This window comes from Spirochaetota bacterium (assembly GCA_004297825.1).
In the GTDB taxonomy this organism is placed as follows: domain Bacteria; phylum Spirochaetota; class UBA4802; order UBA4802; family UBA5368; genus FW300-bin19.
On the sequence record SCSX01000060.1, the window covers coordinates 55,132 to 73,755 of the forward strand.

At 60.6% G+C, this 18,624-nt stretch carries 16 protein-coding genes; 10 read left to right on the forward strand and 6 right to left on the reverse strand.

Translation table 11 applies throughout. From position 1 onward, the window contains the following. Positions 1 to 87: 87 nt before the first annotated feature. Both EPN93_12055 and EPN93_12060 read right to left on the reverse strand, forming a co-directional pair. Positions 88 to 1,608, reverse strand: coding sequence for a glycosyltransferase (locus EPN93_12055; protein TAL34450.1), 1,521 nt, complete (start codon positions 1,606 to 1,608; stop codon positions 88 to 90). A 269-nt stretch (positions 1,609 to 1,877) separates the two neighbouring features. Beyond that, complete coding sequence (locus EPN93_12060; protein TAL34451.1) at positions 1,878 to 2,699, reverse strand: hypothetical protein; 822 nt, start codon at positions 2,697 to 2,699, stop codon at positions 1,878 to 1,880. Positions 2,700 to 2,834: 135 nt separating this feature from the next. Here EPN93_12060 and EPN93_12065 point away from each other — a divergent pair, with 135 nt between their 5' ends. Next, a complete protein-coding gene (locus EPN93_12065; protein TAL34515.1) occupies positions 2,835 to 3,341 on the forward strand; it encodes an Lrp/AsnC family transcriptional regulator in 507 nt (168 codons plus the stop codon). Positions 3,342 to 3,346: 5 nt separating this feature from the next. Then, positions 3,347 to 4,033: a hypothetical protein gene (locus EPN93_12070; protein ID TAL34516.1), complete on the forward strand. Its 687-nt coding sequence runs from the start codon at positions 3,347 to 3,349 to the stop codon at positions 4,031 to 4,033. On the opposite strand, the gene EPN93_12075 is transcribed toward EPN93_12070, so the two are convergent. Next, complete coding sequence (locus EPN93_12075) at positions 4,010 to 4,411, reverse strand: hypothetical protein (GenBank protein TAL34452.1); 402 nt, start codon at positions 4,409 to 4,411, stop codon at positions 4,010 to 4,012. The two genes, EPN93_12070 and EPN93_12075, sit on opposite strands and share 24 nt — an antisense overlap. Positions 4,412 to 4,689: 278 nt before the next feature. Here EPN93_12075 and trxA point away from each other — a divergent pair, with 278 nt between their 5' ends. Further along, on the forward strand, positions 4,690 to 5,097 hold the full coding sequence (gene trxA / locus EPN93_12080; protein TAL34453.1) for a thioredoxin: 408 nt from the start codon (positions 4,690 to 4,692) through the stop codon (positions 5,095 to 5,097). A 6-nt stretch (positions 5,098 to 5,103) separates the two neighbouring features. Here trxA and EPN93_12085 read toward each other — a convergent pair whose 3' ends face one another. After that, positions 5,104 to 5,841, reverse strand: coding sequence for a hypothetical protein (locus tag EPN93_12085; protein TAL34454.1), 738 nt, complete (start codon positions 5,839 to 5,841; stop codon positions 5,104 to 5,106). 352 nt (positions 5,842 to 6,193) lie between these two features. Here EPN93_12085 and EPN93_12090 point away from each other — a divergent pair, with 352 nt between their 5' ends. The 3 genes from EPN93_12090 to cobA all read left to right on the forward strand — a co-directional run bounded on the left by EPN93_12090 (position 6,194) and on the right by cobA (position 12,017). Then, positions 6,194 to 9,406 carry a tetratricopeptide repeat protein gene (locus EPN93_12090; GenBank protein TAL34455.1) on the forward strand — a complete coding sequence of 1,071 codons (3,213 nt, stop codon included), beginning with the start codon at positions 6,194 to 6,196 and terminating at the stop codon, positions 9,404 to 9,406. A 119-nt stretch (positions 9,407 to 9,525) separates the two neighbouring features. Further along, on the forward strand, positions 9,526 to 10,521 hold the full coding sequence (locus EPN93_12095; GenBank protein TAL34456.1) for a hydroxymethylbilane synthase: 996 nt from the start codon (positions 9,526 to 9,528) through the stop codon (positions 10,519 to 10,521). Then, positions 10,518 to 12,017: a uroporphyrinogen-III C-methyltransferase gene (gene cobA, locus EPN93_12100; GenBank protein TAL34457.1), complete on the forward strand. Its 1,500-nt coding sequence runs from the start codon at positions 10,518 to 10,520 to the stop codon at positions 12,015 to 12,017. The genes EPN93_12095 and cobA overlap by 4 nt, the downstream gene beginning before the upstream one ends. Positions 12,018 to 12,277: 260 nt before the next feature. On the opposite strand, the gene EPN93_12105 is transcribed toward cobA, so the two are convergent. After that, on the reverse strand, positions 12,278 to 13,231 hold the full coding sequence (locus tag EPN93_12105; protein ID TAL34458.1) for a hypothetical protein: 954 nt from the start codon (positions 13,229 to 13,231) through the stop codon (positions 12,278 to 12,280). A gap of 243 nt (positions 13,232 to 13,474) precedes the next feature. Continuing rightward, positions 13,475 to 14,440 (reverse strand): hypothetical protein, encoded by a 966-nt coding sequence (locus EPN93_12110; GenBank protein TAL34459.1) that lies wholly within the window; start codon positions 14,438 to 14,440, stop codon positions 13,475 to 13,477. A gap of 279 nt (positions 14,441 to 14,719) precedes the next feature. Here EPN93_12110 and EPN93_12115 point away from each other — a divergent pair, with 279 nt between their 5' ends. From EPN93_12115 to EPN93_12130, 4 genes are all read left to right on the forward strand, one after another. Continuing rightward, positions 14,720 to 15,379, forward strand: a complete 660-nt coding sequence (locus EPN93_12115; GenBank protein TAL34460.1) for a cyclase family protein — start codon at positions 14,720 to 14,722, stop codon at positions 15,377 to 15,379. Positions 15,380 to 15,675: 296 nt separating this feature from the next. Continuing rightward, positions 15,676 to 16,425 carry a tetratricopeptide repeat protein gene (locus EPN93_12120; protein ID TAL34461.1) on the forward strand — a complete coding sequence of 250 codons (750 nt, stop codon included), beginning with the start codon at positions 15,676 to 15,678 and terminating at the stop codon, positions 16,423 to 16,425. A 2-nt stretch (positions 16,426 to 16,427) separates the two neighbouring features. After that, a complete protein-coding gene (locus EPN93_12125; GenBank protein ID TAL34462.1) occupies positions 16,428 to 17,927 on the forward strand; it encodes a tetratricopeptide repeat protein in 1,500 nt (499 codons plus the stop codon). Positions 17,928 to 18,126: 199 nt separating this feature from the next. After that, entirely contained in the window at positions 18,127 to 18,609 is a 483-nt protein-coding gene (locus tag EPN93_12130) for a hypothetical protein (GenBank protein TAL34463.1), read from the forward strand. Positions 18,610 to 18,624: the final 15 nt, after the last annotated feature.

Below are 18,624 nucleotides of genomic sequence, written 5' to 3' on the forward strand. Positions count from 1 at the left end.
GGCCGGGTAAGTTATGGGTAATAATAAGCCCGGAAGGGGGGGTGCCTGGAAATTAATAACGCTGGGGGGAAACCCCGGCGTTCGTCGTTACGCTGCCTGCCGTTTCAGGAGCACGCTGAGCGGCGTGAAGAACATTGACAGGAACGCCGTGTACAGGAAACCTACCTGGAAGAGCATGATCCAGGGAAGGGTGGTGAACATTTCATTCGTATAGGCGTAATACACCGCGAAGGTGAAGTAGAGCCCCATCACGAGCTCAATGATTGAGACCCAGTCGATTTTCTTGATGCGATATACGTTTGCGACCAGCTTCTTCGCGCGATCCACGCCCGCGGTCGTATCGGACACGTTGTACTTGGGTGTGCGCTCGAAGGGCGTCTCCTTCTTGAACAGCGCCTCGAGCACGGCCTTGCAGTTGTTGATGCCCAGTCCTATCCCGATCGAAAGCACCAGGGGCAGGAAGATGATGGGCTTCAGCCTGGAGCGGTGCTTTACGCTGAGCGTCTCCTGGATGACGATGAATTCCGAGTATAGATAAAAGAACATGACCGAGACCGTCGCGAAGAAGAATATCGGCAGGTCCAGGTAGACCAGGTCCTTGAGCCCCTCGGTGTTGTAGCGCGCGATGATGTTCATGGGCATGAGCAGCGAGAGCACTACCATGAGCAGGTAGGCGAAATTCGCGCCCATGTGGAAGAAGGACTCGATCTTCACGCGCACCGGCATATCGGACTTGAGTATCTTTCCGTAGAGTTTCATGAACGTCTGGATGGAGCCCTTCGCCCACCGGAACTGCTGGGCCTTGAAGGCCGACATCTCTATGGGCAGCTCGGCCGGGACGGTAAGGTCGGGGAGGTACACGAAGCGCCATCCCTTCATCTGCGCACGGTAGGAGAGGTCCAGATCCTCGGTGAGGGTGTCGTGCTGCCAGCCGCCCGCGTCGGCGATCGCGGCGCGCCGCCAGATGCCGGCGGTGCCGTTGAAGTTGAAGAACCGGCCGCTGCGGTTGCGGGCGGTATGCTCGATCATGAAATGGCCGTCCAGGAGTATGCTCTGGCACTCGGTGAGGAGGGAGTAGCGCCTGTTCTCATGGTCCCAGCGTGCCTGCACCATGCCCACCTTCGGGTCGGTGAAATGCTGTACGGTCTTTTCCAGGAATTCGGGGCCGGGGAGAAAGTCCGCGTCGAACACCGCGACGAATTCGCCCGTGGCGGTCTTGAGGCCGTTTTCGAGCGCCCCCGCCTTATAGCCCTGGCGGTTGGTCCGGCGGATGTACTCGATGTTGACGCCCTGCTTCTTCATCGCCTTGCACTTGGCCGCGGCGATCTCGACGGTATCGTCGGTGGAGTCGTCCAGGACCTGGATTTGTAAAAGCTTCTTGGGATAGCGTATAAGCGCCACCTTGTCAATGAGCCGCTCGACCACGTACTTCTCATTGAAGACCGGAAGCTGGATGGTCACTTTCGGGAGCTTGTCCCACTGCTTTTCGGGCGACATGTCCTTGTGCCGGTACTTCCGGAACAGGTAGATCATGTAATAGCGGTGCGCACCGTAGACGCTGAGAATTATCAGGATAATGAAATAACTGTACAGAAGGAAGCTTTTCATATGGGTTTCCCTTCTTATATTAAATTTTTAACAGAGTGCGGTATCGATCGAGCGAAGCGAAAGTTCGATGCGCGAGCCGTGTTCGTGCGAGATGCAGAACGGGCATACCGCGCACCGCATTCAGCCTGCCGGCTGAGGGAACGGCGGTCGTCCGCTTCACGCGGTTTCACGGGGTTCATAGCAGTTGCGCGTCTGATTGGAGGACAATGGGTTCTATTGGATTTATTTGTCAATCACTTTTTATAGACAGTATCGCGCAAGCGTGATGTCTAAAATTTCCCTCCGGGCTGAAGGTTTTTCTCCATGAAGCGCGTGATTGCGCTTTCCAGGCGCGCCCGGATGGCGTCCAGCCGGGCGGCGTCCACCTTCATCCGCTCGTAGTTGAAATAGCGATCGGTGAGGAACAGCGCGCGCGAAACCGAGAGCCTGAGCACGGGGACGCGCCCGGTCCCGTACCGGCCCGCGGTATAGGTGGGGAAGACGGGTGCGTTAAGCGTGAAGCGTTTCGCCACCGTCCCCGTTTCCGCGCCGAACGACTTCTGCAGATTCTCCAGCAGCGCCTCGGCCAGGCGATCCGGGGCGGTCCGGTCCCCGCCGCCCGCGCCCCCGGACAGGTTCTGTACGGAGAACAGCGGCCGGGGGCTTCCGGCGTCCACCGAGTGCTCGGGACCCACGGGCATCATCGTGTGGCAGTCGAGTATCAGCCTGACCCGCTTCGAGGAAACCGCCTTCTCGATCGCGGTGTGAAAGGGGAAATAGTAGCGCCGCAGCATGTTCGCGATGGCGATCTCGTCGGGAAACACGCCCTCGGGGTATACGCTGCGGCCCGTGGGCGTCTCGATCTTGATGACGCCGTCGGCGGTGCGCGGCGGGAGGTCCATGGGGGGCCGGTCGACGTCCATGAAGACGCGCGAGATGTCCGTCTCGAACCGCTCGCACAGGCCGTCGGCCAGGCGAAAGATGTCCCGCGCGCACGAGTCAGCCTCGAAGAACAGATCGAACGGCTCGAGCGCGTGAATGCCCGCAAGCTCCTCGGGCACCGCGTATCCCCCGTGGGGGATAATAATGGCTATGGGGGGGATCCTGGTCATCCTGGCTGCATCGTGTCGGGCTAAATTTATAATTGACGAAAAATCGAAACGTGAATTTATTCAAGTACATAATTTTTCGCACGCGGCCATTTCCGTGACGCGCGCGTACTGCCAGGGAGGCGGAACGAACCCATGATGCGCCCCTACAAGACCGACGAGACCGGCGAGGCGATACTCGAAATCCTCGCCAAGGACGCGAAAACGACGCCGGAGGACATCGCGCGGCAGCTCGACACGACGCCCGCGAAGGTCCGGAAGTATATCGCCCAGTTCGAGAAGGACAAGATCATTCTCCGGTACAAGGCGCACGTCAACTGGATGCGGGTGCGCAACCTCGACGTGCGCGCCCTCATCGAGGTCAAGGTGATCCCCGAGCGCGGGGTGGGGTTCGACGCGGTCGCCGAGGCGATCTACAAATTTCCCGAGGTCTCGGCGGTGTATCTTCTCTCGGGAAGCTACGACCTGCTGGTCCAGGTGGAGGGGCCCAGCCTGCAGCAGGTTTCGCTCTTCGTGTCCGAGAAGCTCGCCACGATCAAAAATGTACAGTCCACCGTGACGCATTTTCTATTGAAGAAATACAAGGAAGACGGCGACGTGCTCGTGGACCAGGCCGAATCGAAGCGCCTTCCGCTCAGCCTGTGACGGGCGTGCTCACCGTAAACCGCGTATACGATCTTCTATTAAGGGAATACGGGCCGCAGCACTGGTGGCCCGGCCGCACCGATTTCGAGGTCGCGATCGGGGCCATCCTCACGCAAAGCGTCTCCTGGAAAAACGTCGAATCGGCCATCCGCACCCTCAGGGGGGAGCGCCTTCTGCATCCCCGCAGGCTCCATGCCCTGGGCGCGCGGGAACTCGCGCCCCTCATACGCCCCACCGGCTACTTCAACCAGAAGGCGAAGAAGCTCTTGAATTTTCTCGACTGGTTCCGCGGGTACGGCTATTCCTTCGCGAAGGCGGCAGGCGCGGATACCGCCATCCTGCGCGAGGAGCTTCTCGCGGTGAACGGCATAGGACCCGAGACGGCGGATTCCATTCTGCTCTACGCGATGGGGAGGAAGGTGTTCGTGGTGGACGCCTACACGCGCCGCGTCTTTACGCGGCTGGGAATTCTCCTGGGATCGGAGAGCTATGACGCGATTCAGCGGATGTTTCACGCGCGCTTCAGGGGAGGGGTCCCGGAGTACAACGAGTACCACGCGCTCATCGTGAACCACGGGAAGGAGGTGTGCAGGAAAAGGCCCCTGTGCGGGCGCTGCCGGCTTGCGCGGGCGTGTCCCTCGCGTGTTAGCGAATCGGACCCCGCCGCCTCAATAACCCGAACCGCCGGGTGAGGCGCCGTGATCGAGGAGCCAGGCGCGCGCCAGTTCCATGTCGCGAAAGGTCTTGTAGTTAAGCGACTTGTTCCGCATGAGCGTTTCGAAGTCGCGAACTTGGGAGTAATAGCGTTTCGCGGGCACACAGGCGATCTTTTTTACCGGGAATTCCTTGAGCTTTTCCGTCAGGAATTCGACCATGATATGGGTGTCGAGCATTGTCTCGCGGTAGGCCACCTCCCGCTCGTCGAGCAGGACCAGCGCGAGATTCCGGTTTCTGCAGGTGTCGACGATCGTCTTGATGTAGGCGAGCGATTCAGTGAGCGTGTTCTGCACGCCGCGGCTCGTCACCAGCAGGTGGGCGTCGATTTCGGTAATGTCGTAACGAAAGCTCATACTGTGTCTGCGGAACGGGACACGCGGGCAGGCGGCGGAAAGCTCACGTACCGCAGCCCGGCTCCCCGCGCCGTTTCATGATGGACAGCGTGTCCCCAAGATACAATTAAGCACGTTTTCGGCAGCGTACCAGAAATTCCGCCGGCGAAGGGTACGGTCATCCCGGGAATTCCGGGAACGGCGGGAGAGGGGTCCGATATCGCCCCGTATGAAAAATGCCGGTGAAAATTCCGGGAACGGGCGGTATATTTCATTTCAGGACACACCAGGAGATATTCATGCGCACTATCCTCTTGCCGCTGATCGCGGCGATTCTGATCCTTACGCCCTCGGGCCCCTACGCGAAGGGACCCCTGCTGAACCTTACCGATGCGACCTTCAACAGCGAGGTGCTTCACGGCGACCTGCCGGTGCTCGTGGACTTCTGGGCCGAGTGGTGCGGTCCTTGCAGGATGATCGCCCCCATACTGGAAGACCTTTCGGGAAAATACGCCGGGAAGATGAAATTTTCCAAGCTGAACGTGGACGACCATGAATGGACGGCCCGGCGGTTCGGCATACAGCGCATACCCTGCGTGAAGATCTTCTATAGAGGAAGGCTGCTCGATGAGATGTACGGCTCGTGGCCGCGCGAGGAGATCGAACATTTTATCACCCGCAACCTCGCCCTGGCCGCCTCCCGGTGACGGGGTCTATTTCACGAGTATCCGCGAACAGAGCTTCCCGATATCGTCCCGCGAGGTGTCGGCATTGTACACGTCCACGCTCCAGGCGCCGTCGATCAGGTACTTGTACCGGTAATTTCCCTTCTGCAGGCGCTTGCGCAGCCGCCAGGTCCCCGTGGCATCGCGGCGCATGAGATCGTTTTCCGGGTTCCAGTTGTTGAAATCGCCGACCAGGGAGATCATGCGGGCCTCGGGCCTGTAGAGGCGGAATTCCACGAGGTTTTTCTCCAGTATGCGGTAGGTCAGGTGCGTCCCCTCGCCGCTCCCCTCGTGCGGCGCGAGCGAGACGTAGGAGCCGCCCCCGTCGTCCTGGACGCCGGCGTTCCTTGGATCACTGGTCCACATGCCGTCCACGACGAACTTGTAGCGGACCTCGCCGGGTTCCTCGATCCCCGTGAGCAGGTAGAACCACACGCCGTTGTCTCCCCGCATCATGGGGACCGGCTTCCACTCGCTAAAGCTACCCGCCACCTGGACCCGCTTCGCCGACCGGCTCTTGTAGGTGAAGAGGAGCCCGCTCTCCATCCTGGGGGCGAGGCCGCTGTCGTAGGCGCGTATCGCCTTGACCTCGCGCGGCGCGGACGCCTCTTTCAGGAGTAGATATTGGTAGTAGCTCTCCGCCACGGGGACGGCGGGATCGTTCGGGGTAAAGCCGGTCACGAGGAGCGGCAGAAAGGCAGCGAGCTGCTTGAGCTTCAGATGCATGGGCGGACCTTTGGCCTGGGTCAAATTGTTTTCATGCGTTGTATTAATTATGTCGATAGGTATAGTAAAAATATTTATGCAAAAACGCGCGCGCTTACGGGAAACTGATCGAGGAATTGCTTCAACCCGCGTTGATACCGACGGGGGCGGGCGCTATGTGAAAAGGGCTTCATTATCCCGTATTTTTGAGGCCGGTGCCCGCGGGGTGAAGGCGAACGCGGATTTTCCAGCCGCCGAACGCGGCACGCGTACTCCGGGGTGCGGGCGCGAAAAGGGATTGATTTTTAATGCGCGATCACGCGTAATGATTATGTCGCAACGCCGCCGCGCGGCGTGTTCCGGATAGCAGCCAATGGGTGACAGCGAACAGAAAATAGAATATACGCCGCAGGAGCTCGCCGAGATCGAGCGGATTATCGGTCTCATGCCGAGCGAGGGCGTGCCTGCGCGCAGGCCCCCGGCCGCGCGCGTCGCGCTCCCCGAGGAGATCGAGGAGACGCTCGATGACGGCGATCTCCGTCCGGGGGACGAAGAGGGCATAGAGGCTATAGAGGAGATCGAGGACATCTCCGATGCGATCGAGTTCGTCGAGGAGGAGCCGGCCCCCGTCAGGGGACGCATTCGGCCCGCCGAGGACGTCGCCGAGACGCTGGATATATCGGCGCTCGAGCCTTTCGACGAGGGCGCCCAGGCGCCGGAAGCCCCGGTAAGCGGCGAGGGGGCCGATATACTCCCCGCCGACGAGTTCGCCGGCCTGGGCGAAATGCCCGAAATCGAGGAGGCGCCGCCGCGCGCCCGGAAGCCCGTCTCGGAAGGGACGCTGGGGGACCTCGAGGAGCTCACCGCCGGCGAGCCCCCCTCGGTCGATCTGCAGGACATCCCGGACAGCGGGTTCGCGGAAGAGCCGAAGCCGGCGCGCAAGGCGCCCCCGGAGGACGAGCTCGGGATCGGTGACCTTGACGAGATCCCGGGGGCCGGTGCGGGGACCGAGGCCAGGCAGGAGGTCCGACTCGACAAGGACGTGGACCTGGATATCGGCGACCTGTCCGATATTTCGGTGAAGGAAATATCGGACATGCCGGAGGTCGGTGAGGCCGATATACCCGAGTTCGGGGCCGGCGAGATACCCCTGCCGGATGAGACGGCTCCCCCCGGAAGGCGCAAGACGGAGGAAGCCCCTCAGCCGTTCGAGGAGATGCCCGAAGACATGCATGGCCTGGATATCCCGGAGCCCATGAGTCTGTCCGGAGAACCCGCGGCGAAGAAACCCGCCGAGCCGGAGCTCGATGTGTTCGCGGAAGCCCCTCCGCGCCGCGAAGAAAAAATCGAGTCGTTCGAGGATTTCGCCGATTCCGCCGACCTGGGCGCGTTCGAGGAACCGGAGCCCGAGCCGGCCCCCAAGGCGCGGAAGGAGCGCGCGGCGGAATCCTTCGATATCGAACCCCTCCCCGGGGAGCGGGCCCCCGCGGGCGACGAGGGGCTGGACCTGTCATCCAGGGAGCTCAGCAAGCTCAAGAAGGCGCTCATGCTGTTCCATCCCGCCCTGAGAAGGGCGGTGAAGGACACGATCATGACGGACAGGCTGCCCGTCCCCGACGCGCGCGCGCTCGTGGACCTGATCCTGAAGGGCGGCTCGGAAGAGGCGGTCAAGGATTTCCTGGAGGGCAAGCTCGGCATCTTCATCGACATCGCCGAGGAGGCGCCGCGCGAGGGAAGGCGGGTTATAAGTGCGCGCCCCGAATACACGAAGGTGGGCATCGAGCGCCAGAAGAAGCTGTTTAAGGCGACGCGCGTATTCGCGATCGTCGCCGCGGTTACCTTCCTCACGACGGTGCTCTGCTACCAGTTCATCTACAAGCCGTACATGGCCAAAAAGCTCATCCGCGAGGGCGTGGCGTATATCCGCGAGAAGGGCGACCCGGTGAACAAGAAGCCCCGCGACTACGAAAAGGCGGAGAAGCTCTTCCGCGACGTGGACGAGCATTTTATCAAGAACTACATTCCCGGTTACAACGCGTACGCGCGCGCCTATTTCGACAAGCACGAGTACGATTACGCGATCAAGAAGCTCGAAAACGCGATCGAGTTGGACCCCGTGAACGTCGAGACGCTCAACAACCTGGGCTATTTCTACGCGCGCGTCCCCGACGTCGATTTCAAGAGGCTGCGGCGCGACAAGAAAGAGAACCGGCTGGATCTCGCGATCAAGTATTACCGCATGGTGCTCACCCGCGAACCGGAGAACCAGACGGCGCTCTACGGCGTGGGAAACGCGTATTTCTACCAGGGGCACTACCTCAAGGCAAAGCAGTACTACGAGGACATGCTGCGTATCAACAAGAAGTCCGCCGAGGGCCACGCGGGGCTGCTGAACCTGTACATCGAGCGCGACGTGCTGCCGGAGGTGGTGAGCGTTCACGTCGCGATGCAGGACAAGGACCTGCTTGAAAAGGCGCCCTCGCCCCTGCTCTACAAGCTTGCCAACTATTACCTGGGCAAGAAGAGAACCGACAAGGTCAACATCCGGCTCGACTACGGCATCCAGTCGAACCGGTTCAAGGATCTCGCGGACAATCCCTACCCGGCGGTGCGCGCCGTGCTCAGCGCGCTGCACCAGCGCGATCCCGATTACCCGCCGCTGTACGTCGCGTACGCGCGGCTGAACAGGGACGAGAAGAACCTCACGCTCATGGAGAGCTATCTCCAGAAGGCGCTGAAGCTGGAGCCCGCTTATTTCGCCGCCCTCCACCTTCTCGGGGAGTATTACTACATGACGAAGCAGCCCGTGAAGTCCTACGACTATCTAAACAAGGCGGTGCAGGCGAACCTGAGCCCGCCCGAATTCGCGATGGAGGATTTTTACAAGGAAACGGAGACGGTGGGCAGGTCCTACCATCTCATGGGCAATATCTTCTATTACTTCTTCGACCAGGTCAAGGCGACCTCGCGGTTTGGCGACGAGCTCGAGGAGGAAGAAGACCGGGAAAACGAGATAGAGCAGCGCGCGAATTACGAGATCGCGCAGACGAAATACGAGGCGGCTGCGGACGAGGGCTACAAGGCGCCCGAGCTTTCCTACAACCTGGGTCGGATATTCTACCTGAAGCAGCAGTACGAAAAGGCGCTCGAGCAATGGCTTGACCTCTACGAGGATTTCGTGGAAAACCCGGAGATCATGTTCGCCCTGGGGAACGCGTTCTACCACATGGACAATATCGAGGCGGCGCGCGGCGAATACCTTAAGCTCATCAACAGCTTCGAGCGGAAAACCGAAAAGATCAAGACGGTGTTCCCGGACCGCGCCGATCACCTTAAAATTTATGGAACGCTCGCCTCCGCGTACAACAACATGGGCTCGGTATTTCACCGGAAGGGAAACGAAACGAAGGCCAGCGTGAGCTACTGGAAGGCGATCGACAACTCAAGGCGGCTCGAGCGTGAAAACGAGTTTGCGAGGGTGAACCTCGCGCGGCTTCTCCGGCCCACCGGGGAGCCCGGCAAACCCGTGCTGGACGAAAGCATTCCTTTCAGCATTCAGTACTACATCAAGGAACTCCGCCCATAACGCTTCCCCGGCGCTCCCTTCGACTCCGCTCAGGGAGCGAAGTCGGGCTTCCCCTCAGGGAGCGAAGTCGCGCTTCCCCGGCGTGCGCGGACACCCATCCGTTTATCGACTTGACAACGATGTCCGGTTCTGCTTGTGTGATGCTCGACGCGTCAGGGGACGCCATGTCTCCCGGACGGATTTTCCGCGTCGGCGCCAGGTATAACGATATGGATAAAATACGGATAGGGACCCGCGGCAGCGACCTCGCGCTCTGGCAGGCACGCCACGTGGCCGGGCTACTGGGCCGCGAGCGCGTCGAGATCGTGATCATCAAGACGCAGGGCGACAAGGTGCAGCACCTTTCCTTCGATAAGATGGAGGGGAAGGGCTTTTTCACCAGGGAGATCGAGGACGCCCTGCTCGAGGGGCGCACCGACCTCGCGGTGCATTCGATGAAGGACCTTCCCACCGAGGAAACGCCCGGGCTCGCGGTCGCCGCGATCACCGTCCGCGAAGACCCCTCGGACGTGCTCCTGGTGCGCGCCGACCGGTACGCACGGGAGAAGGCCTTCCCGCTCGGTGACGGTGCCGTGGTGGGGACGGGGTCGTTCAGGCGCGCGGCCCAGCTTCGGAGGGCGCATCCCGGGGTGGAGGTGCGGCCGCTCCGCGGCAACGTGCCCACACGCGTGAGGCGTCTGGCCGAGGGCAAGTTCGACGCGGTTATACTCGCGCGGGCGGGACTCTCGCGGCTCGCGCTCAACCTCTCCGGATTCGTCGATTTCACGCTGCCCTTTTCCTATTTTCTTCCGGCCCCCGCGCAGGGGGCGCTCGCGCTCCAGGTGCGCGCGGGCGATTCCGCGTTAGCCGAAATCGTTTCCGCCCTGGAGCACCGGGAGACCGCGCGGGCGATACGCGCGGAGCGCGCATTCTTAAAGGAATTCGGCGGGGGGTGCCATGTCCCCCTGGGTGCGCTGGGCATCGTCCAGGGACCCAGGGTCCATCTCTCGGGGGTGATCGCCGCACTGGACGGAAGCGCCCTGCTGCGGCGCACGGTCGTGGACGAGGATCCCGAGCGCGCGGGCGCGGAGCTCGCGCGGATACTGAAAGAGGAAGGGGCCGATTCGCTGCTATGAAAAAAGGATTCGTCTACCTCGCGGGGGCCGGTCCCGGCGACCCCGACCTGATAACGGTCAAGGCGCTAAACGCGCTGCGCGACGCGGAGTGCGTCATCTATGATTTCCTCGCGAACCCTTCCGTGCTGGGCCCGCTTTCGTGCGAAAAGATTTACGTGGGAAAGCAGGGGGGAGACCACACGCTGCCTCAGGAGGAGATAAACGCGCTCCTGGTTCGAAAAGCCCTGGAGGGGAAGGTCGTGGTGCGGCTGAAGGGGGGCGACCCCTTCATCTTCGGCCGCGGCGGCGAGGAGGCCGAGGAGCTGGTAAAGCACGGCATTCCCTTCGCCATAATTCCGGGAATTTCCTCGTTTTATTCAGCGCCGGCCTACGCCGGGATACCGGTGACCCACCGCGATTTCGCGAACGCCTTCGAGGTGATCACCGGGCATCGCCGCGCGGACGCCCCGGAGGGCGAGGACGTAAACTTCCCGGACTACGATCCCGATAAAACCTTCGTCTTCCTCATGGGGATGAAAAACCTGGAGCACATCGCCTCCTCGCTCGTTACGCGGAAGGCATTCCCCGCGGACACGCCCGCGGCGGTGGTCACCTGGGGGACCACGCCCGCCCAGCGCACGGCGGCGGGGACGCTCGGGGATATCGCCGCCTCCGCGGCGTCGGCGGGCATGACGCCTCCCGCGATCATAGTGGTGGGGCGGGTGGCGGGCCTGCGCGAAAAGCTTCGCTGGTTCGACACGCTCCCGCTGTTCGGGAAAAATATCGTCGTGACGCGCACCAGGGAGCAGGCCTCGGTACTTTCCCGGAAGCTTGCCGCGCTGGGCGCGCAGGCGATAGAGCTTCCATCGATAAAGATCAGGATTCCCGGGGACCAGCGTTCCCTTCGCGAGGCGCTGGGGAAAATAGGGACCTATTCCTGGATCGTATTCACCTCCCAGAACGCCGTGGGCATATTCTTTCAGGCGATGGCGGATAACGGTCTCGACGCGCGTGCGCTGCATGCGTGCCGGATCGCCGCGATAGGGCCCGCGACCGCGGCGGAGCTCGCGGGACGCGGAATCGTGGCCGACCTCGTGCCCGACGAATACGTCGCCGAGGCGGCGCTCGCGGCGCTCGGGAAGGCGGGTGTCGCGGGGGCGCGCGTACTGCTTCCCTGCGCGTCAGGCGCGCGCGAGGTGCTCAGTACCGGGCTCGCCGGGCTGGGGGCATCGGTCGACCGCGTGCATATCTACGACACCGTGATGCCGGATGACGCGGGGGCGGAAGCGCTCGAGCGGGTGCGCGACGCCGATATCGTCACCTTCGCGAGCAGTTCGACCGCGAAAAACTTTTTCGCCATGGTGAAGGATACCAGCGCCGCCCTGGCGTCGATCGGTCCGGTCACCTCCGCGGCGCTTCGCGAGCTTGGAAAGCGCGTGGACATCGAGGCGAAGGAGTACACCATTGACGGATTGGTGGACGCGATCGTGGAATGGTGCGGGAGGCCGGGAAAATAAGGTAACGGGCGGGCTCTCAATTGTGCGTTAAATCCCCCCGCCTGTCGGCGCGCCCCCTTTCGTAACTACCCATTACCCACAAGTCAAAAAACGCCCTCCATGCCCCCCGGCGAGGGGTAACGACATTTGCCATTAATAGAAAATGCATATTCTGCCGATTGTTGAAGTCCCCCTCCGGGGGATTTAGGGGGCCTCCTGATGCGGTTTTTGTGATTTAGGTAATTGGTAGGTTCAAGGATGCCGGGGCGATTTGATTTTGCCTATTTCTCCGGCGGCTCCGGTTCGAAGCCATGCTTTTTCTCCTCGCCCTCAGAGCCCCCTGAAAAGTGGTAACTCGCCGAGATCTGGATCACGCGCTGCTTCTCCGAGCCCTTGGCCGAGGACTGGAGCTGCTGAAGTACGGTCCCTATGCTGATATCATCGAAAATAATATCAAACCCGTATGACATTGAGACGGTATTCGGGATGTCCACGGTGATGGATGTGGAACCGGCCCCCGAATAGCCGGGATTGTCGGTGAGCGTGGCGCTGCCCTTGAAAGAGCTTATCATGAAAAACGGGCTCAGCCGCACCTGGCCGCCCAGGGGTATATCGAACTGAACGCCATACTGGATGCCGTAGGTAGTGGAATTGATATTCACAGTATCGGTGTAGCCTGAAAATACCTCGCCCTGGTTGGCAAATGGCGGGGGCACAATGACGCTGTAGGGCGTGTTTATGGTGAACAGGGAAAAACCAAAATTCGGCCCTGCGAAAAATATGAGGCTGAAATCACTCGTATGGATGGCCTGTATCTCAATATTGGTGCTCGCGCGCATTCCGAATAGAAACAAAGTCGCGTCTCCGTCGACCCGTGTGAAATATGGGGTATATGGTGCCGAACTAGTGTAAATAGTTGTAATGGGGGGGATTCCGGGCATGGTCCCGCCCATCATCATGAGACCTGCTTCGAAGTCCAGGGCCAGGAATTCCGTAAATGCGCCCCTGCCTTTGAATTCACCGTTTGCGCCTAACAGGGAGAGCTCGCCCATCGAGATGCTCACGAGGGCCCCGCCCGCGGTCATGTCGGTGCGGCCCGATTCGAAATAGGGATAGGCGATGGGAGACGGGGCGATCTGGAAGTTGCTCTGCTGGTCCGCATGTGCCGCGGATGAGAATGCGGCCAGGCATAGTACGAGAATGACGATTGCAGGGACTGGATGGGTAATTTTCATGGGAGCCTCCTCGATCGGTTTCAAGAAAGCAGGGGGAACTGGATTGTTCGACGTTATACGAATAACGCGGAGCCGTCAATCTCATTATCAAATATTCGGAGACGCCGTGACCCGGCACCTCACAGATGAAAAGCCGATCGTTTAAATCAAGAGGCTTGCGAATGGGCGGGGGGTATCCTGAAAAACAGACACGGCAGGGCGTTGCCGCCCTGCCGCCTGTGCTGTGGGGTTTTCCCGAAACGCCTACATGGCCTTCGCGAGCTTCAGCTCGGCGAGGGCAGTGTCCTGCCACTTGGTTCCCTTGTAGACGCCGTCTATGATGAACTTGAGGCGCTTCACGCCCTTGTAGGTGCCGGCGTTCTGGAGGTCGCGCCTGTTGTCCTCGAAATTGACCGCCGAGGTGAAGGTGTTGCCGTTATCCGCGGTGATCTCGACGCGCATCGATTTAACGCGATTGTTGAGCACGTAGAGGTCGCCGTCCGCGCCGTAGCTCGCGAAATTTTTGTCTTTAAGCACGAAGCCGTTGATCATCGACACCGTCACCGATGTCGCCTCGGGAAAGCTCACCGCGATCCACTGGCCTATGCCGTCGTTGCCCACCTGCCAGGTGGTGCCGGGGTTGCCGTCAAACAGGTTCGCCGCGCCAAAGTTGTACCCGCCGCTGTCCGGCAGCGCCGATGACGCCTCGTACTGGCACTTCCCGATCCCCGGTATCGCGATCTCGTTGCCCGGCTTCGCCTTCGCGTCGGGCGCTTCGCGCGCCGCCGTTTTCTTCACCCAGCCCACGAGCTGCATGTTCACATGCGCCTTGACCCAGTCGCCCTTTTCGGCGATCACGATGGCCTTGGTGCCTTTCGCGAGCTGCCCCTTGACGGGCGAGTCGCCGTCCGGTTGTTCGTGGAGCTTCGTCTTCTCGTCGAACTCGATCACCTGCTTCTTCCCTTCGAAAACGAACTGTTTCTGGATCCAGCCCTTCGTCGTTCCGTCGGGGAGCACGACCTCCATCCAGTCGCCGTCCTTCTGCACCATGAGCACCTTGAGCTCCTGCCCGCGGTTCACGTTGGCGATCCACTTGAAGGCCCCCGTCTCGGTGGTGGGCTTGTCGCGCAACGCCGCGTTCTCGAGCATGACCCCCCCGATGTCTTTTTTACATCCCCACGAGAGGGCCAAGGCCGCCGCGAGAATAATGAATAATAGCCTGCGAGTCATACGGGTACCTCCTTTCCATTTCCTGCCTGAATTTGGTGCGTCAGATTTTTTCGATGAGAAGCCGCGCGCGATCCCGCACGCCGATATGCGCCGAGTATACGCAGAGAATAGAGTCCGCGTCAAGCAGAAATGCCGGGGGCGCCGCCGGACAATAATCCGGGAATCCGGATTATCGCCGCAAAGGGACGGCGGTGGATACCCGTGGATTTTATTGTTTGACTGTTCACGATCCGCCGCGGGAATATCAGGGGGTCCGATACACGTATCGAGGGGGGAAGCATGGACCGATTCATAGACCTGAGTCACGAGATAGAAGACGGGATGATTACCTACAAGGGGCTGCCCGCGCCCGCGATCGGAGAGCACATGGGCTTCGAGGATTCGCACGCGCACTACGGCCCCGGCACCGAGTTCACCATAGGCAGGATCGAGATGGTCGCGAACACGGGAACCTATGTGGATTCACCGTATCACCGTCACCGCGCCGGGGCGGACCTCGCGGCATTGCCGCTCGCGTCGCTCGCTAACCTGGAAGGCGTACTCGTGAGCCTTCCCGCCGGTACAAGGGCCGCCGATGCGTCCCACTTTTCCGGGCTCGCGCTCGCGGGGAAGGCCGTGCTCGTCTATACGGGCTGGGATGCGCACTGGCGCACCGAGACCTATTATTCCGGCCATCCTCACCTCACGCGAGACGCCGCCATGCTTCTCGCGCAATCCCGTGTGGCGCTCGTGGGGATCGATTCCTACAACATAGACAGCACTCTCGATTTGCTGCGCCCGGTGCATACTATCCTGCTGGGCGCGGGGATTCCCATCGTCGAGCATCTTTGCGGCCTGGAAGCGCTCCGGGGGAAAGCCTTCCGCTTCTTCGCGGTGCCGCCCATGGTGAAGCGATTCGGCTCCTTCCCGGTGCGGGCATTCGCCATCGTTGCGGAATGAATCTCTTCGATCTCTGCCACGACCATTGCCCGCCACAAAACGCTTTGAGTTAAATTTGGTGCATTCATCGAGGATCGCGTATCGGATATGGCCGATAGGATGTCGGTGGCAGGCATGCCTGTGAAAAGGGACGGATGCATGCACGCATGCGCATCGGCCCCCGAAAATGAAGCGGGAGAATATGAATGCATTCGTATACCCGATGCGTATCGTGCGGCTGCTAATTGTACTTGAAATTTTTCCGCGCACAACGATCCTGTTATTGGGAATCATAATCTGATCATGGAGAACCGGCAATGAAACTGATGACGCGATTGTGCCTGGCCGCACTCGTGTGTTCGCTCGCATTTTTCTCTCCAGCATGCAAGAAGGGCGAGAAGGCGATACTCGAGGACAACTGGAAGCTCTCGGAGAAGGCGGCGATGAATCAGGAGCTTAATAAACTGCGCGACTCGCTTTCCGGCGCGAAGGACGATTTCGAACGCGCGTCCATTCACCGGAAGATCGCGCAGATAGAATCGGAGAAGGGCGACGCGGCCGGCTCCATGAAATCGGCGCTCGAATCGATCAAGTATTATCCGAACGGCCCCGAGGCGCATTACCTGTTGGGAAAGACCTACCTCGCGTCCGGCCGGTTTCGCGACGCGGAGAACGAGCTTGCCACCGCGATCGAGCTCGATCCCAAGCTCGCGCCGGCGCATTTCGAGATGGGTAATTTTCACTACAAGATGCGGAACTACCCGGCCGCCATCGCGTCCTACACGAGCGCCGTCGAGCTCGACGGGACGAACTTCCAGGCGTACAACAACATGGGTGTCATGTTCTACCAGACGGGAAACGCCGCGCGGGCCGAGCAGTCCTTGAAAAAAGTGATGGAGCTGAAGCCCGATTACGCGAGCGCGTATAAGAACCTGGGGATACTCTACGAGCTCAAGATGGGGGATAACGCCGGGGCGCTCGCGCAGTACCGGAAATATCTTGAGGTGCGGCCCAACGCCCCGGACCGCGCGGCGGTCAGGCTCTGGATCCAGAAGCTGGGGGGCTGACAATGAAAACCAGAATGAAAATCGCCGCATTGGTATTCGCCGCATGCGCGTTGTGCGGCATCGCATGGTCGCAGGCGAAGGCGATAAAGATCGCCGTGGCTTCCTTCGAGCTTCTCACCGCGGAGGCGGACGCGGAAAAGCCCGGGGAAAACGCCGCGCAGCTCATCGCGGCGAACCTGGGTTCGCTCTCGCGGTTCCAGTTGCGCAAGTCGGGCGAGGTGGAAGGGTATATCAGGAAGCTCGAGCTCGCGCAGGCCGGCGCGGCGAACCCCGACGAGCTCAGAGGCGTCGGGGAGGCGCTCAAGATCAATTACATCGCGGTGGGCTCCATTTCCCGTTTCGGCGCGCTCTACCAGGTGGACGTGCGGACCGTGAACGTGGACGACTGGAGCATCGTGCATTCATCGGGCATCGATTCCTACACGGTCGACTCGGCCTGCCGCTACGTGAACAAGGACATCCAGATTACCTTCACGGGCGGGGAGCTCGAAGGCAAGGAGAAGGAGGGCGCCGATAAAACGACCGTCACCGTGTTCAAGTTCGATGACGCGAACGTCATGGCGCAGGGCGCCGGATACGGCGGCGCGTTCGCCGAGATGCTCAACAGCGAGCTCGGGGCGCTGCGCAAGCTCCAGGTGATCGAGCGCACGCACTCGAAGGCGCTCATCAACGAGAAGGCCCTCGAGATGGCGGGCGTGATCGAGAACAACGACGCGGACGGCTATCTCAAGGTCAGGGGCATCGCCTACCGGCTTACGGGGGGCATCCGCGTGTTCAAGGACGTCACCTGTATCGCCTACGAGCTTCTGAGCACCGAGGGAGGGGCGCCCGTGTTCACGGGCTACACGGAGATCGTTTCGCTTGACGGCATGAGGCCCGTGGCGCGCCATATCGCGCGCAACGTCGAGGACGCGCTCAACAATAAGATAGGCACGTTGAGGCTTACGGCCGATCCGCCCGGGGCCGAGGTAAGCATTGATGGCCTTCCCGCGGGCACGGCGCCCGTGCTTACCTTTCTTCCAAAAGGCGCGCACCAGATAAAGGTCTCTTCGCGGGGCTACGAAACCGCGGTAAGAGACATGGCGATCGAGCCTAAACAGGTGAACCTTGCGGATTTTAAGCTCGAGCGGTTGTCGCGGAAGCTTCTCGACGAGGCGCTTCTCCTGGAACGCATGAACAACTGGGAGGCCGCGGTCGCGAAGTACCAGGAATTCATAGAGCGATACGGCGACACGGACGAGGCGAACGAGGCGTGGTACCGCAAGGGGCACGTGCTCCAGAATTACATGGCGAAATATACGGAAGCGCTCGCTGCGTTCGAGGCGCTCATCAAGCGCTACCCGGACGCAATGACCCGCGCCGAGGCATGGTTCGGGCTCGCGAAGACGTACACGGCAATGGGCAATCCGGTGAAGGCGAAGGAGGCGCTCAGGGTGCTCGTGGAAAAATTCCCGGACTCGTTCGCGGCGGAGGAGGGGAAGGTCATGCTTGTGGGGAAGTGAGCGGGGACGACGGGTAGTCCGGTACCGGTTCACTATGGCGGCGGAATAGAGTATTCCCGGACACGAAGGTCCGCCGGGCCGGAAAAACCGCAGGATTTGCCTGCGGTTTTTCCATTATCGGGTCGGGAAAAATTTTTATTTTGCCGCCCACGCGCGTATCAGGAATGTACGTTTATTTTGATACGAACGGAGAATCAGCATGGTGACGACTTCCATAAACATGGCACCCGCGACACGAGACTCGATTGCCGGCGCGGCGCAACGGCTCGGGAAAACACAACACGAGATTATTGTCGAGCTTTTGACGCGGCTCATGCGCGACGTGCATCAATTACTGGGGGGTTTTACCGGGGTGCGGCGCCAGACCGGCAAACCGGAGGGAGGATGGTATTGTTTCTGCATCCGGTTCAATGCGGAAGAGTACGAGTATTTTACGGACATGAGGAAGCTTTGCAAGAAGTCCGTTTCGCTCCTGGTGGCGATTGCGGTCAAGAAATACATGGCCGAATTGCTCGCGAAGGAGAATAGTGAATTAATTAATTATATCCGTTACAAAGGGAGCGCAGTCAGCTTCTCAAATTCAGATGGAATTGCCTGCTGGCAGCTATATTGGGGGACTCCGTCCCCCGGAATTACCCGCCAAGGAGAAAAAATCGTGAGGCGCACCGGATACGCTTGTTAGAAAAACAACCGTTTG